Annotated in this window: 24 protein-coding genes and 1 riboswitch; of the genes, 10 read left to right on the top strand and 14 right to left on the bottom strand. The window is 70.8% G+C overall.

What is annotated here, in order from left to right; genetic code table 11:
• Nucleotides 1-161 precede the first annotated feature (161 nt).
• Entirely contained in the window at nt 162-1,304 is a 1,143-nt protein-coding gene (locus QQM39_RS33675; protein ID WP_302001331.1) for a glycosyltransferase family 4 protein, read from the bottom strand.
• 119 nt (nt 1,305-1,423) lie between these two features.
• On the opposite strand from QQM39_RS33675, the gene QQM39_RS33670 reads away from it, so the two are divergent.
• The gene (locus QQM39_RS33670) at nt 1,424-2,659 is read left to right on the top strand and encodes a glycosyltransferase family 87 protein (protein ID WP_302001330.1); all 1,236 of its coding nucleotides are present in this window, start codon (nt 1,424-1,426) and stop codon (nt 2,657-2,659) included.
• On the opposite strand, the gene QQM39_RS33665 is transcribed toward QQM39_RS33670, so the two are convergent.
• Nucleotides 2,620-3,936, bottom strand: a complete 1,317-nt coding sequence (locus QQM39_RS33665; protein ID WP_302001329.1) for an MATE family efflux transporter — start codon at nt 3,934-3,936, stop codon at nt 2,620-2,622. The genes QQM39_RS33670 and QQM39_RS33665 overlap by 40 nt on opposite strands.
• A gap of 90 nt (nt 3,937-4,026) precedes the next feature.
• Here QQM39_RS33665 and QQM39_RS33660 point away from each other — a divergent pair, with 90 nt between their 5' ends.
• Nucleotides 4,027-4,557, top strand: coding sequence for a PadR family transcriptional regulator (locus QQM39_RS33660; protein WP_302001328.1), 531 nt, complete (start codon nt 4,027-4,029; stop codon nt 4,555-4,557).
• Here the strand turns inward: QQM39_RS33660 and QQM39_RS33655 are convergent.
• The 5 genes from QQM39_RS33655 to QQM39_RS33635 form a co-directional block, all read right to left on the bottom strand.
• Nucleotides 4,545-5,738, bottom strand: coding sequence for a hypothetical protein (locus tag QQM39_RS33655; protein WP_302001327.1), 1,194 nt, complete (start codon nt 5,736-5,738; stop codon nt 4,545-4,547). The genes QQM39_RS33660 and QQM39_RS33655 overlap by 13 nt on opposite strands.
• Before the next feature lie 54 nt (nt 5,739-5,792).
• Nucleotides 5,793-6,806 (bottom strand): NlpC/P60 family protein, encoded by a 1,014-nt coding sequence (locus tag QQM39_RS33650; protein ID WP_302001326.1) that lies wholly within the window; start codon nt 6,804-6,806, stop codon nt 5,793-5,795.
• Between the two features lie 230 nt (nt 6,807-7,036).
• Nucleotides 7,037-8,068, bottom strand: coding sequence for a C40 family peptidase (locus QQM39_RS33645; RefSeq protein ID WP_302003822.1), 1,032 nt, complete (start codon nt 8,066-8,068; stop codon nt 7,037-7,039).
• A gap of 211 nt (nt 8,069-8,279) precedes the next feature.
• The gene (locus tag QQM39_RS33640; RefSeq protein ID WP_302001325.1) at nt 8,280-9,623 is read right to left on the bottom strand and encodes an NYN domain-containing protein; all 1,344 of its coding nucleotides are present in this window, start codon (nt 9,621-9,623) and stop codon (nt 8,280-8,282) included.
• A 37-nt stretch (nt 9,624-9,660) separates the two neighbouring features.
• A complete protein-coding gene (locus tag QQM39_RS33635; protein WP_302001324.1) occupies nt 9,661-9,900 on the bottom strand; it encodes a hypothetical protein in 240 nt (79 codons plus the stop codon).
• A gap of 169 nt (nt 9,901-10,069) precedes the next feature.
• Between QQM39_RS33635 and QQM39_RS33630 the strand changes: the two genes are divergently transcribed.
• The 7 genes from QQM39_RS33630 to QQM39_RS33600 all read left to right on the top strand — a co-directional run bounded on the left by QQM39_RS33630 (nt 10,070) and on the right by QQM39_RS33600 (nt 16,349).
• Nucleotides 10,070-10,828 (top strand): rhomboid family intramembrane serine protease, encoded by a 759-nt coding sequence (locus QQM39_RS33630; protein ID WP_302001323.1) that lies wholly within the window; start codon nt 10,070-10,072, stop codon nt 10,826-10,828.
• Nucleotides 10,825-11,106, top strand: a complete 282-nt coding sequence (locus tag QQM39_RS33625) for an Lrp/AsnC family transcriptional regulator (protein ID WP_302001322.1) — start codon at nt 10,825-10,827, stop codon at nt 11,104-11,106. Before QQM39_RS33630 ends, QQM39_RS33625 begins: the two co-directional genes overlap by 4 nt.
• Before the next feature lie 95 nt (nt 11,107-11,201).
• Entirely contained in the window at nt 11,202-11,495 is a 294-nt protein-coding gene (locus QQM39_RS33620; RefSeq protein WP_302001321.1) for a small secreted hydrophilic protein, read from the top strand.
• 102 nt (nt 11,496-11,597) lie between these two features.
• Nucleotides 11,598-12,962, top strand: coding sequence for a HAMP domain-containing sensor histidine kinase (locus QQM39_RS33615; RefSeq protein WP_302003821.1), 1,365 nt, complete (start codon nt 11,598-11,600; stop codon nt 12,960-12,962).
• A 25-nt stretch (nt 12,963-12,987) separates the two neighbouring features.
• Nucleotides 12,988-13,650: a response regulator transcription factor gene (locus QQM39_RS33610; protein WP_302001320.1), complete on the top strand. Its 663-nt coding sequence runs from the start codon at nt 12,988-12,990 to the stop codon at nt 13,648-13,650.
• A 57-nt stretch (nt 13,651-13,707) separates the two neighbouring features.
• Nucleotides 13,708-15,123 (top strand): SLC13 family permease, encoded by a 1,416-nt coding sequence (locus tag QQM39_RS33605; RefSeq protein ID WP_302001319.1) that lies wholly within the window; start codon nt 13,708-13,710, stop codon nt 15,121-15,123.
• A gap of 8 nt (nt 15,124-15,131) precedes the next feature.
• Complete coding sequence (locus QQM39_RS33600) at nt 15,132-16,349, top strand: glycerate kinase (RefSeq protein WP_302001318.1); 1,218 nt, start codon at nt 15,132-15,134, stop codon at nt 16,347-16,349.
• Here QQM39_RS33600 and QQM39_RS33595 read toward each other — a convergent pair.
• The 6 genes from QQM39_RS33595 to QQM39_RS33570 all read right to left on the bottom strand — a co-directional run bounded on the left by QQM39_RS33595 (nt 16,295) and on the right by QQM39_RS33570 (nt 23,543).
• On the bottom strand, nt 16,295-17,686 hold the full coding sequence (locus QQM39_RS33595) for an aminotransferase class V-fold PLP-dependent enzyme (protein ID WP_302001317.1): 1,392 nt from the start codon (nt 17,684-17,686) through the stop codon (nt 16,295-16,297). The two genes, QQM39_RS33600 and QQM39_RS33595, sit on opposite strands and share 55 nt — an antisense overlap.
• A gap of 144 nt (nt 17,687-17,830) precedes the next feature.
• A riboswitch (SAM riboswitch) is annotated at nt 17,831-17,947 on the bottom strand.
• An 84-nt stretch (nt 17,948-18,031) separates the two neighbouring features.
• Entirely contained in the window at nt 18,032-19,096 is a 1,065-nt protein-coding gene (trpD, locus tag QQM39_RS33590) for an anthranilate phosphoribosyltransferase (RefSeq protein WP_302001315.1), read from the bottom strand.
• A gap of 256 nt (nt 19,097-19,352) precedes the next feature.
• The gene (locus tag QQM39_RS33585) at nt 19,353-20,987 is read right to left on the bottom strand and encodes a cytochrome bc complex cytochrome b subunit (protein ID WP_302001314.1); all 1,635 of its coding nucleotides are present in this window, start codon (nt 20,985-20,987) and stop codon (nt 19,353-19,355) included.
• Nucleotides 20,984-22,033, bottom strand: a complete 1,050-nt coding sequence (locus QQM39_RS33580; protein WP_302001313.1) for a ubiquinol-cytochrome c reductase iron-sulfur subunit — start codon at nt 22,031-22,033, stop codon at nt 20,984-20,986. Before QQM39_RS33580 ends, QQM39_RS33585 begins: the two co-directional genes overlap by 4 nt.
• A complete protein-coding gene (locus QQM39_RS33575) occupies nt 22,030-22,842 on the bottom strand; it encodes a c-type cytochrome (RefSeq protein ID WP_302001312.1) in 813 nt (270 codons plus the stop codon). Before QQM39_RS33575 ends, QQM39_RS33580 begins: the two co-directional genes overlap by 4 nt.
• Nucleotides 22,843-22,922: 80 nt before the next feature.
• Entirely contained in the window at nt 22,923-23,543 is a 621-nt protein-coding gene (locus QQM39_RS33570; RefSeq protein ID WP_062718947.1) for a heme-copper oxidase subunit III, read from the bottom strand.
• A gap of 145 nt (nt 23,544-23,688) precedes the next feature.
• On the opposite strand from QQM39_RS33570, the gene QQM39_RS33565 reads away from it, so the two are divergent.
• Nucleotides 23,689-24,090, top strand: a complete 402-nt coding sequence (locus tag QQM39_RS33565; RefSeq protein WP_302001309.1) for a hypothetical protein — start codon at nt 23,689-23,691, stop codon at nt 24,088-24,090.
• 79 nt (nt 24,091-24,169) lie between these two features.
• Here QQM39_RS33565 and QQM39_RS33560 read toward each other — a convergent pair whose 3' ends face one another.
• Entirely contained in the window at nt 24,170-25,432 is a 1,263-nt protein-coding gene (locus tag QQM39_RS33560; RefSeq protein ID WP_302001308.1) for an Ig-like domain-containing protein, read from the bottom strand.
• Nucleotides 25,433-25,461 lie beyond the last annotated feature (29 nt).

Raw genomic sequence — 25,461 nt, 5'->3', positions numbered from 1 at the left:
TTGACGTCTTGTCAGCTGACGCTGCATCAGGTTTGATGTCATGTGCGCAGCATGGGCGGATTATTGCGTTCCGCCTAGTGGGGTGCCGCGTATTCATCGTTGGCGACTACGGGTGGTTCGTGGCTGGTTGCGCAGTTCCCCGCGCCCCTAGGTGGGCTGCACTACAGCAAGTGCTTCAAGTGCTCCGCCAAAAGGTCCCAGCGCCACTTCTCCTCGACCCACTCCCGGCCCCGCTCCCCCATCCTCCGGCGCAACTCGGCGTCTCCCAGGAGTGTGACGATGCGGTCGGCGGCCTCCTCCGGGGAGCCGCCCCGGACCACCCAGCCGGTCTCGCCATCCAGTACGGCATCCGGCGCGCCCCCCGAGTCCCCGGCGACCACCGGCAGCCCTGTCACCGACGCCTCCAGGTACACGATGCCGAGCCCCTCCACGTCGAGCCCGCCCCTCCTCGTCCGGCACGGCATCGCGAAGACGTCCCCGGCGCCGTAGTGCGCGGGCAGCTCGGACCAGGGCACCGGCCCCGTGAACCGGACGGAGTCGGCGACCCCTGTGTCACGCGCCATCCGCCGCAGGTCCTTCTCGTACGGCCCACCCCCGACGATCAGCAGCACCGCGTCCGGCTCGGCGGCCAGGATGCGGGGCATGGCCTGGATCAGGGTGTCCTGCCCCTTGCGCCGGACCAGACGGGAGACGCAGACGACCACCGGCCGGTCCGTCAGGCCAAGGCGTGCCCGGATCTCGTCGCCGCCCGACTCGGGGTGGAAGGTCTTCTCGTCGACCCCCGGCGGCAGCTGCACCATCCGCGAGGCCGCCTGAGGCGTCAGGGCGGTCGCGATCCGCGAGCGCGTGTACTCGCCGAGGTAGGTGATCGTGTCCGTCGACTCCCCGATCCGGCGCAGCAGTTGCCGGGCCGCGGGCAGCTGGGCCCAGCCTGCCTCGTGGCCGTGGGTCGTGGCCACCAGCCGTTCGGCGCCGGCCTTGCGCAGCGCCGGGGCCATCAGGCCGAGCGGTGCCGCCGCCCCGAACCACACCGACGTGCACCCGTGCTCGCGCAGCAGCCCGACCGCCCGCCGGGTCGCCGCGGGCGTCGGCAGCAGCATCGTCGTACGGTCCCGTACGACCGTGAAGGGCTGCTCGGCGTCGAAGGCGGCGGTGGCCTCGGCGCCCTCGCGGCCGCGCTTCCAGGTGGAGGCGTAGACGACCAGCCGCTCCGGGTCGAGCCGTAGCGCCATATTGTGCAGGAACGCCTGGATGCCGCCGGGGCGGGGCGGGAAGTCGTTCGTCACGATCAGGGTCTTGTGCATCGCCGCAGACCTTACCGAAGCCGCTGTTCACAGCCGGGGCACGGCCAGGTGTGTGGCCCGCACACAGCTGGAGGGGACATCATGTTCTCGCACGGCGGGAGCGAACGGCAGGGGATCTGGTGGAGACGACGGGCACGCGGCGGTCCCTGGCGTGGCTTCTGGGGGTCTGGGGCCTGACCAGGCTGGTTCTGCTCCTCTTCGTGTTCAAGGTGTACGTCTTTCCGGGCCCGGACGTCACCAGTGACGTGTCGGTGATCTACCAGGGCTGGTACGAGGTGCTGCGCACCGGAACGTTCCCCCTGGACGACGTCACCTGGCAGTACCCGCCCGCCGCCGCGCTCGCGATCCTCTCCCCCGCGATGGTGTTCTGGCTGGACTACCCGTCGGCGTTCTTCGTCCTCGCCTTCTGCGCCGACCTGGCCGTGCTGCTGCTCCTGCGGTACGCGGGCCTGCGCCCGGGCCGGACGCTGCGCGGGGCCTGGGTGTGGGTGGTGGGCGTACCGCTGCTCGGACCGACCGTGTACGCGCGCTACGACGTGATGGTCACCGCCGTCGCCGTGGCCGCCCTGCTCGCGGGCGCCCGGCATCCGAGGGTGATGGGCGCGCTGACGGCCTTCGGGGCGATGCTGAAGGTGTGGCCGGTGCTGCTGCTGGTCGCCGCCCGCAGGCGCAGCGCCTGGACGTCGGCCATGCTGACCGTCGGCGCCCTGGCCGCGCTGTTCGCCCTCGCCATGCCCGGCGCCTTCGCCTTCCTGACCTTCCAGCGGGACCGCGGCACCGAGGTGGAGTCGCTGGGCGCCCTGGTCTTCCATGTGGCCCGGCACTTCGGCTGGGACGGCCAGGTGCTGCTCAACTACGGCTCGGTGGAGTTCCTCGGTCCGCACGTCGACGTCGTCAGCACGGCCGCCCTCGCGCTGAGCGGGCTCGCCTTCGGCTGGCTGCTGCTGTGGCGGCTGAGGGCGAGGCGGTTCCTGTCGCACACGCTCGCCGACGCGGCCTTCGTGGCGGTGCTGATGTTCGTGACGACGAGCCGGGTGATCAGCCCGCAGTACCTGGTGTGGCTGGTCGGCCTCGCGGCCGTGTGCCTGTGCTTCCGCGGCAGCCGTATGGCGCTCCCCGCCGGCCTGGTCATCGCCGCGTCCTTCGTGACGGTCCTGGAATTCCCGGTCTGGTTCTCGCACGTCGTCGCCAGCGACGCCCTCGGCATCACCCTGCTGTTCCTCCGCAACGGCCTGCTGGTCCTCGCCACGATCCTCGCCGCCCGCGCACTGTGGCGCTCGACGGTGACCCGCACCGCCCCGCTCCCCGTACCGGCTCAGGCGACCCGCACCAAGGAAACGTCACTGCCCTCCTGACGCCGGGCCCTGCGGAACAGCACCAGCACCCCCGCGCACTGCACCCCCATGGCGACCGCCAGGGCCAGGCACACACCCGGCAGACCGAGGCCCGACAGCCCGTACGCGAGCGGCAGCTGTACGGCCGTACCGAGCACGGTCACCCGCAGCAGCACCGGCGCCGCCCCGCCGCCCTCGAAGACCCCGCCGAGCGCGATGAAGCAGGCCATCAGGAGCAGGTAGGGCCCGACGCAGCGCAGGAAGAGCACTCCGGCGTGGGCGACCTCGGGACCGGCGCCGAAGGCGGCCATGAGCCAGGGCGCGGTCACGCCCAGCAGGGCGGCCGCCGCGAGCGCGAAGGCCCCCGCGACCAGCACCGCCTGCCGCCCGATCGCGCCCCGCGCGTCCTGACCCGCGCCGAGCAGGTGCGCGGTGTGGATGGCGGCGGCCTGGCGCACCGCGTAGAAGCCCATGGTGGCGACGTACATGACCTTGTACGCGATCGAGTACGCGGCCACCGCCGTCACCCCGAGCCGCGCCACGATCGCCACCAGCACCAGCGCACCCGCCTGCCGCACGGTGAAGTCGGCCGACATCGGCAGCCCGGTCCGCAGCGTCCGCCGCGCCGCACCGGCGAGCGACTGCGCGGGCCGCGCCTCGGCGGCAGCCCGCAGCAGCCGGTTCCGCCGCAGCGCGACCAGCCCCACCCCGAGGGCAAGGCTCCTGCACAGCACGGTCGAGGCGGCGGCGCCCTGGACGCCGTAGGCCTGGATGAGGAACGGGTCGCAGACCAGGATCAGGCCGTTGGCAAGCAGCGCGAGCCGCATCGGGGTCCTGGTGTCGCCGGCGCCTTTGAGGATGCCGTCCACCAGCTGCTGCGCGAAGAACACCGCCGTCCCCGGCAGCGCGATCGCGAAGTAGTCCACCGCGAGCGGCTGAGCCGCACCCCCGTCGAGCACCAGCCGCGCCAACGGCTCCCGCAGCAGGAACCCGCCCACGACGACCACTGGCGTGACGATCGCCCACACCGCCCATCCCCCGCGGACCGCGGCCCGCACGGCACCGGCGTCCTCCGCACCCCTGGCGTGCGCGACCAGCACGGTCGTACCGGAGCCGAAGACGAGGGCCACGCCGAGCAGGACGTTCTCGGTGTTGGTGGCGACCGCCACGGCGGCCACGGCCGGACCGCCGAGCCGGGACACCCAGACGGTGTTGATGATCCCGGCGGCCACGGAGGCGAGGAGCGAGAAGTAGACGGGCTGGGCGAGCGAGACGACCTGCTTGCGGTGCGCGTTCACGATCCGGCCCCCTCGACACCCAGAGAGTACCTCGATTAGAGGTAGCTCGATAAGAGGCACCATGGGCGCATCACGTCCGCAAGGAGGACCATGCTGGAGCTGTCGATCCTCGGCTTCCTGGCCGAAGAGCCCCTGCACGGCTACGAGTTGAAGGCGCGCATCAAGGCGCTGAGCGGCCATGTCCGCCCCGTCAGCGACGGCGCCCTCTACCCGGCGATCACGCGCCTGATCAAGGCGGGCAAGCTCGACGAGCACGCGGAACCGGGCGCGAGCGCCGCCCCGCGCCGGATCCTCTCCCTCACCGACAAGGGCCGCGAGGACCTGCTGGAACGCCTGCGCCGTCCGAAGCCGGCCGAGATCACGGACCAGGTCCGCTTCAACACGGTCCTGTCCTTCCTACGGCACCTCCCGGACCGCCGAGAACAGGCCGAGGTGCTGCGCCGCCGACTGGAGTTCCTCACCGCGCCCACGAGTTTCTTCTACGAGGACGGCAGGCCGGTCCGGGCGGAGGAGGCGGACGACCTGTTCCGGCAGGGCATGCTGCGGGTGGCCCGGGCGACGGGCGAGGCGGAACGCGCGTGGCTGACGGAGGCCATCGCGCGGCTCGATCAGCCGAGCTGAGCCCGCAGATACTCCCGCCACCGCGCGGTGAAGTCCTTCAGCGAGGTCCCCAGCACGTCCTTCAACGCCCCCTCGACCGCCCCCTCCCGCCGCTCGTGCGCACCCACGGCCCGGTAGAACTCGCCGAGCCTGACCTCGCCCCAGCGGTCCGCGATCATCCGGCAGGCCATCCACCCGCTCTCGTAGGCCCGCGCCAGCTTGTTCGCGTCGCCGGTGAAGCCGAAGTCCGCGTCGGCCGGGAGCTCCTGCGGCCCCCGCCCCTCGGACACGGCACGCCACAGCTCGGGCGCGGCCTGGGACGGGGAGCGGCCGCTGCCGAGGTAGCCGACCCAGTCGGCGTAGCCCTCGGAGAGCCACAGCGGGGTGGCCGCGGTGGTGTCGGCGCGGGTGGCGACATGCGTGGTCTCGTGGGTGAGGACGACCTGCTTGCCCACCTTCCCCAGGACGCCGTACGCGTCGGGGTTGACGATGATCCGGTCGGCGGGCGCCTTCGCCGGAGCGCCGGTCTCGCCGGTGGTGACGGCGGCGATCCCGCGATAGGAGGACGCGGGCGAGCCGAGCAGCCCGGCCATGTCGTCCAGGGACTTCGGTACGAGGACCACGACGCGCCGGGCCCAGTCCGTGCCCCACGCCTGCGACACGGCCGGTACCGCGTCGTCCGCCAGCTCCGCGTACGACCGCAGCACCGCCTCGGACTGTCCGACGCCGAGGACGAGGCCGGCGTCGCCCCGAACGACGCTCACCTTCCCCTGGTCCCACAGCTGCTCGGCCGATTTACCGGCGGGCCGCTCGGCCTCGACGTACCACTCGCCCCGCGCGTCCAGGCTCAGGCTCAGTGTGCGGCCGGCGCTGACCGGCGCCCGGTCGTAGCCCTCGACGCGATAGTGGAGCTCAGCCTCGGCGGTGGCGGTGTCGCCGGTGCGGTGCAGGCCGGTCAGGCGGTACGACCAGTCGGCGAGGGGCACCGCGCGCAGATTGTCGAACCCGGCCGACGCGCCCGTCCGGCGATACGCCGCCTCGTCGCGGTCGAGCACCGCCGCTGCCCGCCGGTCCAGGACGCGCTGCACCTCGGCCTTCGCGCTGTCGGTGCCGGGCCGCCCGCCGCAGCCCACCAGACAGACCAGCAGCAGACAGAGCGCGAGGACCACCCGCGCTCCCGACGCCCGCCTTCGACCAGCCATTTCCCGATCGTACGGCGACGAGGGCGCGGCGGTCAGACCCGTGCCATCCCCACGTCAGACCCGGGTGACCGTCGCTCCCGGCATCATGCCCATCGGGTCGTAGCGCACGGGTGCGCCGGGGTAGGGCGCGTGGATCACCTGACCGTTGCCCACGTACATCCCGACATGGCTGGCGTCGCCCCGGTAGGTGACCACGTCGCCGGGCTGGGCCTCGGAGAGCGGGACCTGCCGGCCGGCGTACCGCTGTCCCTGCGAGGTGCGCGGCAGGGAGACACCGGCCTGGGCGTACGACCACTGGATCAGGCCGGAACAGTCGAAGCCGGAGGGGCCGTTGGCGCCCCAGATGTACGGCTTGCCCAGCGCGGAGTGGGCGGCGGCGAGGGCGGCTGCCGCGCGGCCCGACGGGGCGGCCATGCTCCCGAAGTCGGGCATGACGTCGCGGCCGGAGCGGGAGGCACGGTCGTAGGCGGCGCGGTCGGCCTGGGTGAGGGAGTTGAGGAGCCTGCGCGCCTGGGCGAGTTTGCGCTCGACGATCCGCTTGTGGGAGGCGACGACCTTACGGCTCTTCTCCAGTTCGACGAGCTTCCCGGCCGCCTCGGCGCGCTCCTGGGCGAGGAGGCGCATCGCGTCCTGGAGGTCCTCGAGCTCACCGGCCTGGTGGGCGCTGATCCGGGCGATCCGGGCGGCCTTGTCGAGGTAGTCGGCCGGGTCGTCGGAGAGCAGCAGGGCGAGGGAGGGGTCGATGCCGCCGGACCGGTACTGGGCGCCGGCCAGCGAACCGAGGGCGTCCCGCATGGAGTTGATGCTCTCCTGCTTCCGGGCGATCCGGTCCTGGGCGTCACCCACCTGCTTGCGGAGCTTGTCGGCACGCTCGTCGGCCTTGTTGTAGGCCTCGGTTGCCTTCTCGGCCTCTTCGTAGAGGCGGTCCACCTTGGCGCGGGTGTCGTCGTGCGGCGTGGCCGTGGCCGGTACGACCCCGAGGGCCGTGGCGGCGGCTGACATGACGCAGAGCGCTGCACCGGCGCCCCGGTCGAACCCGGACGGTGCAAGGCGGCGATGGGACCCCACGGGAAGCCGCTCTCCTTCCGCTGGCGGACAAGGACTTCTCCCCCGCAGCGGGGGAAACGCGGCAGACAGTAGCTCCGCGCGGGGGTGACGACCAACGACCGCGACGGGCACACAAAGTGACGCCCCGCCTATGACGCAGGTCATGGGCGGGGCGTGGGGTCAGCGCGGGTTGTCGTGATTCGCCCGTTCGGGCGGCACGCCGTGTTGATCTTGCAGGCGTGGAGCCGGGATCAGATCCGGACGCCGAACTGGAACGGCATGTTGTTGATCGACTCGTAGCGGACGACCGTGCCGGTGCGCGGGGCGTGCAGGACCTGGCCGTTGCCGGCGTAGAAACCGACGTGGTGCAGGTCGCCGTAGAAGATGACCAGGTCGCCGACCTTGAGTTCGCTCATCGACAGGCGCGTACCGGCGTTGGCCTGGGCCTGCGAGGTGCGCGGGATGGAGACGCCGGCCTGGGCGTAGGCCCAGGAGGTCAGGCCCGAGCAGTCGTAGGAGGCGGTGCCGGTGGCGCCGTAGACGTACGGCTTGCCGATCTGGCTCTGGGCGGCCTGGAAGGCGGCCATGGCCCGGCCGGAGGCGGCGCCGGTGTTGCCGAGGTCCACGCGGTCGGCGGCGGAGCGGCTGGCGCGGGCGTCCGCGGCGGCGAGGGCGGCCTTCTCCGCGGCGGTCAGGGTGTTGAGCAGCCGCTGCGCCTCGGCGAGCTTGGACTGGACCTGCTTCTTCTTCTTGCCCAGTTCGGTGCGGGTGGAGGCGAGGTCCTTGAGCTTCTCGGCGGCCTCGGCGCGCTCCTGGGCGAGTTCGCGCTGCTTCTCCTGGATCTTCTTCAGCGACTCGACCTGCTGGGCGCTGAGCTGATCGGCGGTGGACGCCTTGTCCAGGTAGTCGTCCGGGTTCGACGACAGGAACAGCTGGAGGGAGGAGTCGATGCTGCCCGTGCGGTACTGGGCGGCGGCCGCCAGGCCCATCGCGTCGCGCAGCTGGTTCAGGTCTTCCTGACCGCGCGCCACGTTGTCCTGGATGGTGGAGATCTCCTTCTGGAGCTTCTCCTGCTTCTCCTTGGCCCCGTTGAACTTCTCGGTGGCCTGCTCGGCCTCCTCGTAGAGCTTGTCGACCTTGGCCTTGACCTCGTCCTTGCTCGGCTTCTCGCTGGGTGCCGCGTTGGCGGCCTGCGAACTGATGGCCACGGCAGCAGCGGCGGCGGTGGTCAGCACGGTCACACGTGCTCGGCTGGGCTGCTTGGGTCGACGGTGGGACGCCACGGAGGTGAACTCCTTCTTCTGAGTGATCACCCGCTCGGAGGTTCGACGCCAGACCCTAGTGACCCAGTTGTGATCAGATCAAATCCTCACACGAAAATTCTCGTCACACCTGTCATTCTTTACACACAACTCACATGGAGTGAGGCGAGCTTGACACTGCGTTGCGCATCTGCTCCACCAATTCGGGCATTGCGCCCGTACGTTGGCGTTTTCAGGACAGGCGCTTGAGAAGTACCGCAGAAGCCACCGGCCGCGCCCCGGCGCGGGCGACCCCGTCCGCCACCTCGCGGTCGGTGGAGACGACGATGACCGGACGGCCCGGCGGCTCGGCGCGCACCAGCTGGCGGATCAGCTCGTCGGCGGTCACGCCCGGCTTGGAGAACAGCACCCGCACACCGCGCGGCGGCGCGAGCAGCACCGGCGCGGCCAGCTCGGCCCCGTCGAAAACACAGGTCACCTCGGCGCCGGTCTGTGCGGCGAGCTGCGAGAGCTGGCCGAGCAGCCGCAATCGCTGCTTCTCCAGCGGCATCTGGGGATAGCCGGTCTTGGTGACGTTGTAGCCGTCGACCACCAGATGGGCCTGCGGCAGCGCGAGGAGTTGGTCGAGGATCGCGGGGTCGTTCTCGGACAGCGCCCGCGCGGCGATGTCCTTCGGGGTCATCCGTCCCGGTTCGACCGCGTCCACGGTCTCGGCGGGCCGCACGGAGACCGGCGGCAACGCCAGCTCCCGGCGCAGCCCTTGGGTGGCGTCCAGCAGGGTGTCGAGGAGCAGCCGTACGCGCATGTCCTCGACACTGCGCCCCTCGCGCGCCGCTCTGCGCGTGGCCTCCAGGGCGGCCTCGGCCTCCGCGAGCCGCGCCTTGAGGCGCCTGGCCTCGCTCTCGGCCGCGGAGACCTGGGCGTGGCCCTCGGTGCGTACGGCCTCGATCTCGTGCTGGACCTTGCGCAGGGCGGCCTCGCCGCGCTTGACGTCACTGAGGGCCGACCGAAGCTTGCGGTGAAGCGATTCGGCTTCCTTCTTCGCCGCGTCCAGCTCGGTGCGCAGCCGCTCGGTCTCGGCCCGGGTGTGTTCACGGGCGTGGGCGAGTTCCTCGCGCAGCCGCTCCAACTCGGCGCGGCTCTCCTCGTCGGCGCGCTCGGCGTCGGCCCGCTGGGCCTCCTCGCCGGCCGCGGTGACCAGCTTGACCCAGCCGGTGGGCCGCAGAACATAGGCCGCGGCCGCCACGTCGAGCGGGTCCGCGGCCGGAGGCGCCGAGCCTGATTCGAGAGCGCCGGACAATTCCGGCTGGGCCTCTCTGAACTTCTCCCCGATGCGCTGGCGGAACAGCGGATCGGTCTCCAGCGCCGCCGCCATGGCATTGCCGGCGAACTTGGCCCGGCGGTTCGGGGCGAACCGGGCGTACTGCCGCAGCTGTGCGGGCAGTTCGCCGACGGTCAGCCCGCCGAACCCGTCGGACACGATCTGCACGACCTTGCGCCGCACACCGTCGGGCAGCGGACGGTCGAGCACCTCAGCGGCGCCGTCGCCCGGCCCCCCGCCTTGTGTCTCCACCATCCGTCACACCCCAATGCCTGTGCGGGCTCCGCTCCCCTCAGGAGTCGGCGCCCGGCCTGTCCACGAGTTCCACCTTGTCCACGGCGTTGCACCAGCGGCAGCGCACCGACTCGATGGTCTCACTGAGCACCTCGCGCTCCTCGACCTTCGGCTCGCCGGCCAGATCCAGGTGGACGTACTCCACGACCCTGGACGAGCGCGTCACGTCGAAACGCGTGAGGTTGCCGCAGAGGGTGCAGCGCCACCGCGTCGTGGCGGTCGGCAGGGGAACCGTCATCGTGACCGTGCTCTTTCCTTCTAGGCTTTCCATTGTCCGTGATACGCCCCGGAGCTCCCCAGTGCGTGTGGCTCGTAACCCTACGGCCTGGCGGGTACTCGCCGCTCGGCCGTCGACGGCGGCGAGGCGGTCTGTGCGTGTGCGTCCCCTTACGTCATGCTCTGTGTCCATGATCAGCGACTGGAGCGTGGTGCGATTCGGGGGTCGGTTCGGCAGAGTGGGCCGATCGGTCTTCCGGTCGTCGGCGCCGGTGACGTACGGGCTGATCGCCCTGTGCTGTCTGCTCTTCCTGACGGGCCCGGCGGCGGGGCTGAATCCGGCGTACGGCACCGGCGACGAGCTGCTCGCCGCGCAGCGGGCCTACTTCCACCGCTGGGGCGTGGTGCCGGCCGAACTGTTCGAGGGCTCGCCCCGCGCCGCCCTCACCCCGGCCACGGCCCTCTTCGTGCACGGCAGCTGGGTGCATCTGCTCGGCAACATGCTCTTCCTCTACGTCTTCGGGGTGATGACCGAGGAACGGATGGGCCGCGTCCAGTTCACGCTGTTCTACCTCGGCTGCGGCTACCTCGCCCTGCTGGGCTACGCGGCCGCCAACGACGACTCCACCCAGTCCCTGGTCGGCGCGTCCGGGGCGATCTCGGCCGTCCTCGGCGCGTTCCTGTTCGTCTTCCCCGGCGCGCGGGTGACAAGCCTGCTGCCGTTCCTGCTCTTCCTGCCGCTGCGCTTCCCGGCGTGGGTCGTGCTGCCCTTCTGGGTGGCCCTGCAGTGGGTGGCGGCGGGGCGGGCGGACCAGGGGCCGGGGGTGGCGTATCTGGCGCACCTGGTGGGCTTCGGGCTGGGCTTCGGCTACGCGTGGGCCCGGTTCAGGCCTACGACTAGAGTGAAGGCCGCCCCAGCTCCGGCCTCCGAGGGAGAGAACCAGCCGTGATCACCGCGATCGTCCTCATCAAGACCAGCGTGGACCGGATTCCCGAGATCGCGGAGCGGATCGCTTCGCTGGAGAGCGTCACCGAGGTCTTCTCGGTCACCGGTACGTACGACCTGATCGCCATGGTCCGGGTGAAGCAGCACGAGGATCTCGCCGACGTCATCCCGGGCCGGATCAGCAAGATCCCTGGCGTGGAGGCGACGGACACGCACGTGGCGTTCCGGACGTACTCGCAGCACGACATCGAGGCCGCGTTCGCCATCGGCCTGGACAGCTAGCGCACCCACGGGCGGGGCGCCTACGGCCCGATGATGAAGAGTTCTTCATCCTGGGCTCATCCTCGCCGCCGGGTGCCGGGGGCAGGATCGGCCGCATGGTCTTCTCGCACCGGATCGCGGCCCTGGCCGCCGTAGTGGCGATTCCGCTCGGTATCGCCGCGACCAGCTTCGCCCTCACCGACGACCCGGAGTCCCCCAAGGTCCCGGCCAAGGTGGAGCTGGACAGCGGCTCGCCCACACCGACGCCCACCCGGCCCACACCGACGCCGAGGGACGAGGTCGTCTCCCGGCCGCCGGTGACCGACAGCCCCGCGAGTGACGACGATGACGACGCCCCCGACCGGGAGACCGCGGACGACGACCGCGGCGAGCCCGGGGACGACGGCTAGGGGGCGTCCCCGCGACGCCGGCATGATCCAGAAGACACCCCCAGCCCCGTGCGCCGGCGGATCTCCGCGCGGGTCCGCATCCTGCTCTGGCTGCTGTTCGTCATGGCCGTCGGGCTCGTGTCGGTGGCGACGACCACGCGCTCGATCCTGCTGCGGGACGTCGACCACCGGGTGAACGGGCTGCTCGCGCAGGAGGCCGGCGAGTTCGCCAACTTCGAGGAGCGGGGCGTCGATCCCGAGACCGGCCGCCCGTTCACCGACCCGTCCCGGCTGCTGGTCGAGTTCCTGGTACGGCAGTACGCCGACCCGGACGAGGAGCTGATCGGCCTGGTGGGCCGCCCGGGCACGGCCCCGGCGCAGTTCCGCCAGCCACGCGACATCCCCGTCCCCATTCCCCTGCACGAGGACGCCGACGCCCGCCGCCGCATCTTCGACTCGCCCGACGCCACGGGCACGCTGCACCGGGCCTCCGGCGAGATCCGCTGGGCCAAGGTCACCGTCGCCCGGGCCGGCGGCGAGGCGGAGGCCGCGTTCGTCGTCGCCTTCCACCCGGGGCGCGAACAGGCCGCGGTGAACGAGGAGTTCCGCATCCTGCTCGCCATCTCCGGGGTCGCCCTGCTGATGACGACCGGCATCGGCTGGGCGGTCGCCGGGCGGATCCTCAAGCCCGTGCGGCTGGTGCACACCGCGGCGGCCCAGCTCACCGAGCAGGACCTCACCCGCCGTATCCCGGTGCACGGGCGGGACGACATCGCCGCGCTCGCGGAGACGTTCAACGCCATGCTCGACCGGCTGGAGCGCGCCTTCGCCGCCCAGCGGGAGTTCGTCGACGACGCGGGCCACGAGCTGCGCACGCCGATCACCATCGTGCGCGGGCATCTGGAGCTGATGGGCGACGACCCGGTGGAGCGCGAGGAGACGATACGGCTGGTCACCGACGAACTGGACCGGATGAGCCGCATCGTCGAGGACCTGCTGCTGCTCGCCAAGGCCGAGCGCCCCGACTTCGTCACCCCGGAGCCGGTCCAGCTCGCCGAACTCACCGCCGACGTCTACGTCAAGGCCCGCACCCTCGGCGAGCGGGACTGGCAGCTCGCCGAAGTGGCCGATGTGGAGGCCGAGTTGGACCCGCAGCGCATCACGCAGGCGATGGTCCAGCTCGCCCAGAACGCCGTGCAGCACACCGCACCCCGGCAGACCGTACGGATCGGCTCCCGCGTCGACGGCCAGGGCGTCGAGCTGTACGTCGCCGACTCCGGGCCCGGCGTCCAGCCGCAGGACGCCGAGGTGATCTTCGAACGCTTCCGGCGCGGCACCGCCCGACGCGGCGCCCAGGGCTCGGGCGCCGGGCTCGGCCTGTCGATCGTCCGGGCGATCGCGGAGGCCCACGGCGGCCGGATCCGCCTGCACGCCACCGAGGGCGGCGGCGCCACCTTCGTACTGACCCTGGAAGGGGCCCGCCCGTGAACCGCATTCCGAGCGAGGTACGCCTGTGAACCGCATTCTCATCGTCGAGGACGAGGAACGGATCGCCTCCTTCGTCGAGAAGGGCCTGCGCTCCAACGGCTTCACCACGACCGTCGTCGGCGACGGCGAGGCAGCCTACGAGTACGCGTTGACCGGCGGTTTCGACCTCGTGGTCCTGGACATCGGGCTGCCCGGCCGGGACGGCTTCACGGTGCTGCGCGAACTGCGCGAGGCCCGGGTGACGGTCCCGGTGATCGTGCTGACCGCCCGGGACTCCGTACGGGACACGGTGGCCGGTCTGGAGGGCGGTGCCGACGACTGGATGACCAAGCCGTTCCGCTTCGAGGAACTGCTCGCCCGGGTACGACTGCGCCTGCGTACGGCGGCCCGGGCGCCCGAGGTGACGGTGCTGCGGTCCGGCTCGCTGACCCTGGACCTGCGCACGCGGCGGGCGCGGGCCGGGGACCGGACGGTGGACCTGACGGCCCGTGAGTTCGTGCTGCTGGAGCTGTTCCTGAGGCATCCGGGACAGGTACTGTCCCGCGAGCAGATCCTGTCGCACGTATGGGGCTACGACTTCGATCCCGGGTCGAACATCGTGGACGTGTACCTGCGGGCGCTGCGCAAGAAACTGGGGGCCGAGCGGTTCGAGACGGTGCGTGGGGTGGGGTACCGCCTGTCCGCGTGAAGTCTCCTTCATGTACGGCTCATGGAAGGCTCACCGCCCGGGTGAACCCTCGATGACGTGACCCTGAACCTCCGTCTGAGCGCGGCCCTCTGCGTGGCGCTCTCCCTGTGCGCGCTGCTCGCGGTGCCCGGCAACTTCCCCGGACTCGGCGCCGACGCCCGCCTCACCCTCGCCGTGTTCGCCCTGGCGACCTGCGCCTGGATCGCCACGCCGGTCGACGACACGTACATCGCGCTGGGCGCGGGCCTCGCGCTGACGGTGACCGGGGTGATCAGCAGCGACACGCTCTTCGGCACCCTCGGCGACTCCACGGTGTGGCTGCTGATCTGCGCCTTCGTGCTGGCGGCCGCGGTGACCCGGACGGGGCTCGCGGGCCGGGCGGCGGCGTTCCTGGTCGGCGGGGCGCGCACCGTACGGCAGCTCGTGCACCTCACCACGGCCGCCCTGGTCGTCACGGCGTTCGCGGTGCCGGCCACCTCCGGGCGGGCCGCGCTCGCCCTGCCGGTGTTCCTGGCGCTCGCCAAGGTGCTGGCCGACCGGAAACGACTGGTGGTGATGCTGGCCCTGCTGTTCCCGACCGTGATCCTGCTGTCCGCGGTGGCGACCCTGATCGGGGCGGGCGCGCATCTGATCACCGTATCGGTGCTGTGGCAGGCGACGGGTGACCGGATCGGCTTCACGGAATGGCTGCTGCTGGGCCTGCCGCTGGCCGTGGCCTCGTCCCACCTCGCCGCCGAGGCCGTACTCCTGACGACGACTCGGCGCGCGGACCGCAAAGGCCCCGTGCACATCACCCCGGAGCAGATCCAGGAGCACAGCGACGCCCCGGTCACCGGCCCCTGGTCGCAGGCCGAGAAGCGGTGCGCGCTGCTGCTCGGCACGGTCGTACTGCTGTGGTGCAGCGAGCCGCTGCACCGGGTGCCGCCCGCGGTCGTCGCGCTGATCGGCGCGGTGGTGGCGGCCTCGCCGGCCCTGGGCACCGTGCACCTGAAGGACGCGCTGAAGACGGTCCCCTGGTCGCTGCTGCTGTTCATGGCGGCGACGATGGCGATGGGCGTGGCGCTCGCCGACTCGGGAGCGGCGAAATGGCTGGTCGACGGGCTCCCCACGGGCATCAGCCCGCTGCTGTTCCTGGCCGTCGTGATCGTGGTCAGCACCGCGGCCCACCTGGTCCTGCAGTCCCGCTCGGCCCGCTCCTCCGTGCTGGTCCCGCTGGTCGTCGCGGCGGCCGTCGGCGTCGGCGTCAACCCGGTCGCCGCCGCGCTGGCGTCCACCGCCGCGGCCGGTTTCTGCCACACGCTCCCGGCGTCCGCGAAGCCGGTCACGCTCTTCTCCGACATCCCCGGGACGCCCACCTACACCCCCCGCGACCTGCTGCGCCTGTCCGCCGTCCTGGCCCCGCTGACGGCCGCCCTCGTCCTGCTCTTCGCCGTCGCGGTGTGGCCGCTGCTCGGCGTACCCGTGCTGCGCTAGGAGATCTGATGCTGACCCGAGTCGTCGTAGCCCCCAGTGGCTTCAAGGAGTCCCTGTCCGCCCAGGCCGCCGCCGACGCCATCGCCGACGGTGTCCGCCGGGTCCTGCCGGACGCCGAACTGGACCTGATCCCCCTGGTGGACGGCGGCGAGGGCACGGCCGCCGCGCTGGCCACCGCGACCGGCGGACGGCTCGTCGCCCTGCCCGCCACGGGTCCGGTCGGCGAGCCGATCGGCACGCACTTCGCGCTGCTCGGCTCCCGCGACCGTGACACGGCGGTCGTGGAGATGGCCGCGGTCGCGGGCCTCTCCCTGGTCCCGCGCGCCCTGCGCGACCCGGGCGCCACGACGACGTACGGCGTCGGCGAACTCCTTCGCGCCGCGCTCGACACGGGCGTACGGCGCATCCTGATCGGCTGCGGCGACTCGGGTACGTCCGACGGGGGCGCCGGCGCGCTCCAGGCGCTCGGGGCCCGCCTCCTGGACGCCGACGGCTTCGAACTCCCTCGCGGGGGACGCGAGTTGACGCGGCTCGCCCGGATCGACCCGTCCGGCCTGGACCCGCGCCTGCGGGACGTCGAGCTGCTCGTCGCCTGCAACCCGTACAACGTGCTGTGCGGCGAGCGCGGCGTGGCCCGTGTCTTCGGCCCGCAGAAGGGGGCGACGCCCGCGCAGGTGGAGGAGTTGTCGGCGGGCCTGGAGAACTGGGCGCGCGTCCTCACCCGAGACCTGGGTGTCGTGGACACGGACCTGTACGGCGGCCCCGGCACCGGCGCGTCCGGCGGCCTGGGCGCCGGCCTCGCCGCGCTGGGCGCCCGGCTGCTCCCCCGCTTCGAGGTGCTGCTGGCCCACCTCGACCTGGACGCCCGCCTGGCCCGCGCCGACCTGGTCGTCACCGCCGAGGGCGCCATGGACCACCAGACGCCCCGCGGGAAGGTCCCGGCCGAGGTGGCCCGCCGGGCCAAGCTGTCGGGTCGCCCGGTGCTCGCGCTGGCGGGCACGCTCGGCGAGGGCGCCTACGACGTGCCCGGCGTGGACGCCTTCAGCGGGATCCTGCCGGCGCCGATGGCCCTGGCGGAGGCCCTCGTGCGGGCCTCCGAACTCCTCACGGACGCCACCGAACGCGCCCTGCGGATGATTCTGCTGGGCGCCCGGCTACCGGCGCCGGGGCTTCATGCGGAGGTAGCGGAGGTGTCGGGCACGCAACGGCCGTCCTCCGTGCGGTAGTTCCACCGGGCACCGTCCGTCACGAGCTCCTTCACGGCGTTCACGAACCGTTCGACGTGCTCGTCCGGCGTACCGGCCCCGAAGCTCACCCGGATGGCGTTGAGGGACTTCTCGCCGGGTGCCGCCTCCGGGGCGCCGCACTCGCCCTGCGTCTGCGGGTCGCTGCCCAGCAGCGTCCGGACCAGCGGGTGCGCGCAGAACAGCCCGTCCCGCACCCCGATGCCGTACTCGGCGGAGAGGGCGGCGGCGAAGTGGGAGCTGTTCCAGCCGTCGACGACGAAGGAGATCACGCCGACGCGCGGGGCGTCGTCACCGAAGAGGGAGAGGACCCGCACCTCGGGGACCTCGGCGAGACCCGCGCGCACCTTCTCGATCAGGTACTGCTCCCGCGCGACCAGGTCGTCGAACCCGGCCTCGGTGAGGGCCTTGCAGGCGGAGGCGATGGAGTAGGCGCCGATGACGTTCGGGGAGCCGGCCTCGTGCCGGGCGGCGCTCTCGTGCCACTCGACGTCCACTCCCCCGTCCTCGCGCCGGGAGACCTTACGGCTGGCGCCGCCGCCCGCGAGGTACGGCTCGGCCTCGCGCAGCCAGTCGGCGCGGCCGGCCAGGACGCCCGAGCCGAAGGGGGCGTACAGCTTGTGCCCGGAGAAGGCGACCCAGTCGACGTCGAGGTCCTGGACGCTCACCGGGTGGTGCGGGGCGAGCTGCGCGGCGTCGAGCACGATGCGGGCGCCGTGCGCGTGGGCGGCGGCGGCCAGTTCGCGGACCGGCCACAGCTCACCGGTGACGTTCGAGGCGCCGGTGACGCAGACCAGGGCCGGGCCGTAGCCCCCTTCGATCGACACAGTGCGGTCGGCGAGGGCCCGCTCCAGGGTCTCGACGGCCTGGCGCGGGGTGCGGGGCGCGTTGAGGTAGGTGACGCGGGCGTCGCGCCAGGGCAGCAGGGAGGCGTGATGCTCGGTCTCGAAGACGAAGACCTGGCAGTCGGCCGGGAGGGCGGCGGCGAGCAGGTTCAGCGAGTCGGTGGTGGACCGGGTGAACACGACCTGGTCGCTGTCCCGGCAGTCCAGGAACTCGGCGACCGTCCTGCGGGCGTTCTCGAACAGGTCGGTGGACAGCTGGGAGAGGTACCCGGCACCGCGGTGGACGCTGCCGTAGTACGGCGCGTAGGCGGCCACGTCGTCCCAGACGCGCTGAAGGGTGGGGGCGCTGGCGGCGTAGTCGAGCGCGGCGTAGGTGACCTCGCCACCGGTCACGAGCGGGACGGTGACATCCCGGCCCAGAACGGGCAGGGGGGTGCAAACGGACTGGTCGGCGGCAGCGGTGGAGACAGACATGGCGAACTCCCGTGAGAGGCATGCGAGTGGAGAGGCATGCAGGAAAGAGAAAAGGGTGTGCGGAAGCGGGGCTCAGCGGCCCTATCGCATTCGCTTGCTCACGGAAGACTCCCTCGAACGACCAGGACCCCTGGTTTCGAGAGGGGCCCGCGCTTGCCGTAGACCTCGCTGCCTACGGCCTGGTCTTCACCCGGGGCACCCCGCCACGGACGGAGGGTTGCCGGACAGTCGGCCGGGGCCTCATGACTGTCACTCATGACCTGGTCCAACATCCTGCCATACGATCTTCGATGCGCAAGGGCGCAGTCCGGATCCTGGACTGCGCCCTGCGTCACATGTGCCGGGTCAGGCGTTGCTGGCAGCCACCCACCGCTCCAGCGTCCGCTTGGCCGCGCCCGAGTCGATCGACTCCGCCGCCTTCGCCATGCCGACCCGGATCTGCTCCGTGAGCGGAGCGTCCGTCTGCTCGAACGCCACCAGCGCCGCCGCCGAGTTGAGCAGTACGGCCTCCCGCACCGGCCCCGTCTCGCCGTCCAGCAGGCGCCGGGCGACCTCCGCGTTGTACGACGCGTCCGCGCCGCGCAGCGCCTCCACGGGCACCAGGTCGAGGCCGACGTCGCGCGGGTCGAAGGCCTCCTCGGTCACCTTGCCGTCGCGGACCACCCACACCCGCGAGGTGGCCGTCGTCGTCAGCTCGTCGAGGCCGTCGTCGCCGCGGAACACCAGCGCCGACGAGCCGCGCTCGGCCAGTACGCCGGCGATGAGCCCCGCCATCCGGGTGTCGAAGCAGCCGACGGCCGAGGCGGTGACGCGGGCGGGGTTGGTCAGCGGGCCGAGGAGGTTGAACGAGGTCGGGATGCCCAGGTCCCGCCGTACGCCACCGACGAACCGCATCGAGGGGTGGAACTTGGCCGCGAAGCAGAAGGTGATCCCGGCCTCGTCCACCACCCGCGCCACGCCCTGCGGCGACAGGTCCAGGTTGATGCCGAGCTTCTCCAGCACGTCGGAGGAGCCGCTCGCCGAGGACGACGCCCGGTTGCCGTGCTTGACGACCTTCGCGCCGGCGCCCGCGATCACGATGGCGGACATCGTCGAGATGTTGACCGTCTTGGCGCGGTCGCCACCCGTGCCGACGATGTCGACGGCCGGGCCGGGAATGTCCAGCGGCTGGGCGTGGGTGTACATCGCCTCGACGAGACCGTTGATCTCCTCGACCGTCTCGCCCTTGGCCCGCAGGGCCACCATGAAGCCCGCGATCTGGGCGTCCGAGGCCTCACCGCTCATGAAGCGGTCCATCGCCCATGCCGTGTCGCCGGCGCTCAGGTCCTGTCCGCCGAGCAGCGCGCTCAGCACCTCGGGCCAGGAACGGCCCGCCGCGATGTCGCCTCCAGCGGGGGTCACAGCGCTCATAAGCCGCTCCTGGGTCAGTTGTGATGTCCCGCACTACGGGACGCGAGTCTCAACGGGGTCCACCCTATCCAGCCGCAGGGCACGGCGAAGGGCCCCGTCCGTTGTACGGACGGGGCCCTTCAACCGTGGCATGGCTAGGCAGGTCCGGCGGGGCGGCGGTTCGACCGCGCCCCTGAAGGGGCGCGGGGAACTGCGCGACCAGCCACGACGGCGCCGCAGACGACAGCCCACACAACGCGGCACCACAAGCGGAGCGTCAGTGGTGGCCGTGGCCGCTCGTGATCTCCTTGTACTCCTCGACGGTCGGCTTCGGGATCTGGCCGTCCTCGTCGAAGTACGACTTGCTGAGCTTGGCGCGCAGCTTCTCGGAGCCCTTCACCTTGCGCTCGACGCCGTTCTCGTCGACCGTCGGGCCGATCTCGAGCGGCTTGTACTGCTCGTGCGCGGTGAGGGTGTACAGCGCGTCCTGGCTGAGCGGCTCGTGCACCTCGATGAACTCACCGTGCGGCAGGCGCTTGATGATGCCCGACTCGCGGCCGTGCAGCACCTTGTCCTTGTCCCGGCGCTGCAGGCCGAGGCAGATCCGCTTGGTGATGATGAAGGCGAGCACCGGTCCGGCGAAGAAGCCGATCCGGACGAACCAGGTGACCGCGTTGATCGACAGGTGGAAGTGGGTGGCCCACAGGTCGTTGCCACCACCGACCAGGCCGATCATGTACACGGTGATCCAGGCGACGCCGAACGCGGTACGCGTCGGGGCGTTGCGCGGACGGTCCAGGATGTGGTGCTCGCGCTTGTCGCCGGTGACCCAGGACTCGATGAACGGGTAGACCGCGATCGCCATCAGGACCACACCGAAGAGCACCAGCGGGATGAACACGCCGAGCACCAGCGTGTGACCCCAGAGGTTGATCTCCCAGCCCGGCATGTAGCGGACCAGCCCCTCGGCGAAGCCCATGTACCAGTCGGGCTGGGCGCCCGTGGACACCTGGTCCGGACGGTAGGGGCCCATCGCCCAGATCGGGTTGATCTGCGCGATCGCCGCGATGGCCGCGATGACACCGAAGACCAGGAAGAAGAAGCCTCCGGCCTTGGCCATGTAGACCGGCAGCAGCGGCATGCCGACGACGTTCTTGTTGGTCTTTCCGGGGCCCGCGAACTGCGTGTGCTTGTGGTAGAAGACCAGGATCAGGTGGCCGACCACCAGGCCGAGCATGATGCCCGGCAGCAGCAGGATGTGGACCGAGTAGAAACGGGCCACGAAGTCGACGCCCGGGAACTCGCCGCCGAAGAGGAAGAACGAGATGTACGTGCCGACGATCGGCATGGACAGGATCGCGCCCTGGGTGAAGCGGACACCGGTGCCGGAGAGCAGGTCGTCCGGGAGCGAGTAGCCGGTGAAACCGGTGAACATGCCCAGGACGAACAGCAGGAAGCCGAACAGCCAGTTGATCTCACGCGGCTTGCGGAACGCGCCCGTGAAGAACACGCGCATCATGTGCACGAACATGCCCGCGAGGAAGATCAGCGCCGCCCAGTGGTGGATCTGCCGGATGAGCAGACCACCGCGCACGTCGAAGGAGATGTGCAGCGTCGAGCTGAACGCCTCCGACATGAGCTGTCCCTGCAGCGGGACGTAACTGCCGTGGTACTCCACCTCGTTCATCGACGGGTGGAAGAACAGCGTCAGGTACACACCCGTGAGGATGATGATGATGAAGCTGTAGAGGCAGACCTCGCCCAACATGAACGACCAGTGGTCGGGGAAGATCTTGCGCATGTTGGCCTTGGCCAGGGAGTAGATCCCCAGCCGGCCGTCGGCCCAGTCGGCGACGCGCTCGCCGGCCGGAGCCTTCTCGCGAGAGCGGTCGGTGGTCTCTGTAGTGCTCATCCGCGCTCCCAGAATGCAGGACCGACGGGCTCATCGAAGTCGCCGAGCGCCTCGAGGTAGCCCTCGTCGTTCACGCCGATGCGCAGCTGCGGCAGGGCGTGGCCGGCCGGGCCGAAGATCACTCGGGCACCGTCGGAGAGGTCGAAGGTGGACTGGTGGCAGGGGCAGAGCACGTGGTGCGTCTGCTGCTCGTACAGGGAGATCGGGCAACCGACGTGGGTGCAGATCTTCGAGTACGCGACGATGCCCTCGTGCGACCACTCGAGCTCGCGCTTGTCCTTGATGTCGTCGGGCTGGAGCCGGACGATCATCAGGGCGGCCTTGGCGATCTCGTTCTGGAAGTCGTGGTCGTGCTCCTCCAGGCCCTCCGGCTTGGCGAAGGTGAGGGAGCCGACCGCGACGTCCGAGGGACGCAGCGGCTCGTCGGTGTTCATGTTGACGAGCAGCTTGCCCTTGGACCACATGGTGTGGCGCAGCTTGGTGCCGGGCAGCGGGCCGAGGTCACGCAGCAGGACGACACCGGAGAGCGGCACCAGGGTGAGCGCGCCGAGCATCGTGTTGCGGATCAGCTTGCGGCGGCCGAGCGCGGACTCCTTGGCACCCTGCCGGAAGTCGGCCATGACCTTGGCCTTGACCTCGGGCTCCGCCGCGATCGCGTGCCGGTCGTCGGCGACCTCCACGTCGGACATCAGGGTGCGGGCCCAGTGGACCGCGCCCGCGCCGATGCAGAACAGCGCCGTACCGAGGGTCAGACCCAGCGCGAAGTTCAGCGCGTTGAGGTGCCCGATCGGGAAGACGAAGACCGACTTGTCGTGCGGGATCGTGACGAACGAGGCGATGAAGCCGACGGTGGCCAGCATCGACACCGTGAACATCAGGGCGACCGCGCGCTCGGACCGCTTGGCGGCCCGCTCGTCGATGTCCTGGATCCGGTGCTCGTGGGGCGGCAGGCCGGGGTCGGCGAACGGGTGCTTCTCGTCCGCTACCGCGACACGGGCGTCCTGCTCAGCGGGCAGGTTCTCTTCTGGAATCTCTTGGCTACTCATGACTTCTTGGCCTTTGCGGTCCGAGCGGCGACCCAGACGGCGACCGCGATCAACCCACCGAGACCGAAGATCCAGGCGAAGAGGCCCTCACTGACCGGGCCGAGGCCGCCCAGCTCCAGACCACCCGGGTTGACCGTCTCGTCGCTGTTGACCGCGTGCAGGTACGCGATGATGTCCTTCTTGTTCTGCTCCGACAGCGTGGTGTCGGGGAACGACGGCATGTTCTGCGGGCCGGTCTGCATGGCCTCGTAGATGTGCTTCGGGTCGACATCCTCGAGCGTCGGGGCGAACTTGCCCTTCGTCAGCGCGCCGCCCTTGCCCGTGAAGTTGTGGCACTGGGCGCAGTTGTTGCGGAAGAGCTCGCCGCCCTTGGCGATGTCCGCACCCTCGGAGCCGTACTGCTCCTCGGTCGGGACGGAGGGGCCGGCGCCCAGCGAGGCGATGAACGCCGCGAGCTGGTCGATCTCAGCCTGCGAGTAGATGTTCTTCTTCTTCGGGACCTGGGCGCCCTGGGAGGTGGCGGCCGGCATACGCCCCGTCGCGACCTGGAAGTCGACGGCTGCGGCGCCGACGCCCACCAGGCTCGGACCGTCCGAGGTGCCCTGACCGCCGGTTCCGTGGCAGCTGGCGCAGCCGACGGTGTAGAGCTTTTTGCCCTCCTCGATGGTGAGGGACTGGGCGGATTCCTCGGCCTGCGCCTTGCTCGTGGGCGCGAACAAGTCGTACACCGTGCCCGTGCACGCCAGCGCGAGGAGTAGGACGACGACCGCCGCCAGCGGATGGCGTCGTCGTGCGGAGAGCTTTTTCACGGATTACCCCGGTGTCAGGATCTTCTGCGTCGATGCTTGCGGTATGTGCGTTTGTGGAACGCGCGCGGGATCGGGCCCGGCTACTTGATCATGTAGATCGTGGCGAAGAGGCCGATCCAGACGACATCGACGAAGTGCCAGTAGTAGGACACGACGATCGCGGCGGTCGCCTGCTCGTGCGTGAACCTCTTCGCCGCGTAGGTGCGGCCGAGGACCAGCAGGAAGGCGATGAGACCGCCCGTCACGTGCAGGCCGTGGAAGCCGGTGGTCAGGTAGAAGACCGAGCCGTACGGGTCGGACGAGAGCGAGAGGCCCTCGTGCTTGACCAGCTCGGTGTACTCGTACACCTGACCGCCGATGAAGATCGCACCCATGACGAAGGTGACGATGAACCAGCCCCGGAGCTTCTTGACGTCACCGCGCTCGGCGGCGAAGACGCCGAGCTGGCAGGTGAGGGAGGAGAGCACCAGGATCGTGGTGTTCGTCGCCGAGAACGGGAAGTTCAGGGCCTCCGCCTTCTCGTGCCAGAAGTCCGGACCGGTCACCGATCGCAGGGTGAAGTACATCGCGAAGAGGGCCGCGAAGAACATCAGCTCGGAACTCAACCAGATGATGGTTCCGACGCTGGTGAGGTTCGGTCGATTGACCGACGGGTGCGCGTGACCCTTGTCTACTGTCGTTGCTGTCGCCACGACCGACATTATGTCGGTCGCTTATCCCGCCCTCACTCCGGGGGGTGCCGTTCGGAGTGTCTTCCCCGTTCATACCGGTGTTGACGTGGTGTTCAAGGGAGTAGCATCCGGCCCAACGGGCCTGTCCTTACGACGCTGACGTCACGGAGGAACAATGCAGCCGACCGCCACAGTGCTGGTCTACAGCGACGACTCCAACACCCGCGAGCAGGTGAGGTTGGCTACGGGGCGCCGTCCCGCTCCGGACGTGCCTGTCGTGCAGTTCGTGGAGTGTGCGACGCCTGCCGCGGTGGTGCGCGAGCTGGACAAGGGGGGCATCGACGTCTGTGTGCTGGACGGGGAGGCCGTGCCCATGGGAGGCATGGGGGTCTGCCGGCAGATCAAGGACGAGGTGTTCAACTGCCCGCCTGTGCTGCTGCTGATCGGGCGGCCGCAGGATGCGTGGCTGGCCACGTGGAGTCGGGCCGAGGCGGCGGTGACGTTGCCTGTGGAGCCGGTGGAGTTCGCGGCGGCGTTGGCTTCGCTGTTGCGGACGAAGAACCTTCAGAGCGCCTGAGAGCTCGGGGGTTCGCGTTTCGTGGGCGACTGCGGGTCCGTTGTGGCTGGTCGCGCAGTTCCCCGCGCCCCTAGGGGCGTCACACTACTGTCGGCCTGAGACGTGCTGCCTCTTCAGGCCTTGGGCCGTCGGGGGTGCCGCCCACCAGCGCGCTGCCGCCCCGCCACTTCTTCCAGTCCAGGTTCCAGTCGCCGAAACCGTTGCCGAACGGTTCCATCGTGTTGCCGTACGAGTTGATGACCTTGACGATGTCGCCCTCGCGGACGTTGTCGAAGAACCACTCGGCGTTGGCGGTGCTCATGCCGGTGCAGCCGTGGCTGACGTTGGCGTAGCCCTGGGAGCCGACCGACCAGGGGGCGGCGTGGACGTACTCGCCGCTCCAGGTCACGCGGGTGGCGTAGTAGACCGGTAGGTCGTACGAGTCGGCGGAGCCCTCCGCTATGCCGATGCTGGTGCCGCGCATACGTACGAAGTACTCCTTGCCCAGGACGACCTTGACGCCGTTGCGGGTCTCGAAGCCGGGCTTGCCGGTCGTGACCGGTATCGACCTGACCTCCTCGCCGTTGCGGTAGAGCGTCAGCTGGTGGGACGCGGCGTCCGTGACGGCGATGACCTGGTCGCCGATGGTGATCGTCAGGGGCTTGACCTTGCCGCCCCGGAGACGGTCGCTGATCTTGATGCCTTCGAGGTTGCTGCGGGCCCGGATCGTGGCCTGGGTGGGCCAGTACTCCTTGGGGCGGTAGTGGAGTTCCTTGTCGTCCACCCAGTGCCAGGCGCCCTCCACGGCGGGCGTGGAGTCGACCTTGAGGGCCCGCTCGACCGTCTGCCGCTGCGTCCTGTCCTTCACGGGCTGGTTCAGTTTGGCCGTGACGGGCTGGCCCACGCCGTATGTGCCCGCCTTCGGGCCGAACTCCACCGTCAGGTGCTTCTGGGTCGTCGGCCTGCTGGTGTCGAAGGTGAGGACCTTGCGGCCGGGGGCGCCGTCCTCGTCCTCGGTGCTCACGCGGACCGTGTAGCGGGCGTTGGCGGCGAGCGGGGAGGTGCTGTGCCAGCGGGTGCCGTCGGCGGAGAGTTCGCCCGCGACGTGGCGTCCTGCGGCGTCCCTGGCGGTGACGTCCGTGATGCGGCCGTCGGAGTCCTCCGCGGTGATCTCCAGGGGCTTGTCGGGGTCGGCCTTCTTGCCGTCGCCCGTGGGGCCGTTGAAGGCGATCTGGTCGGCCGCGTCGTACGGCTCGGCGGACAGCGGGTTGCCGTCGCTGCCGCAGCCGGTGGCGGTCGCCCCGAGCGCGACCAGCAGGAGCGTGCAGCCTATGGCGGGGCTCGTGCGCGGTGTTTTGCTCATGGCCTCACGCTAGGAAGCCACGTCAACCA

This window comes from Streptomyces sp. DT2A-34 (assembly GCF_030499515.1).
In the GTDB taxonomy this organism is placed as follows: domain Bacteria; phylum Actinomycetota; class Actinomycetes; order Streptomycetales; family Streptomycetaceae; genus Streptomyces.
This window is presented reverse-complemented; position numbering and strand designations above follow the sequence as displayed.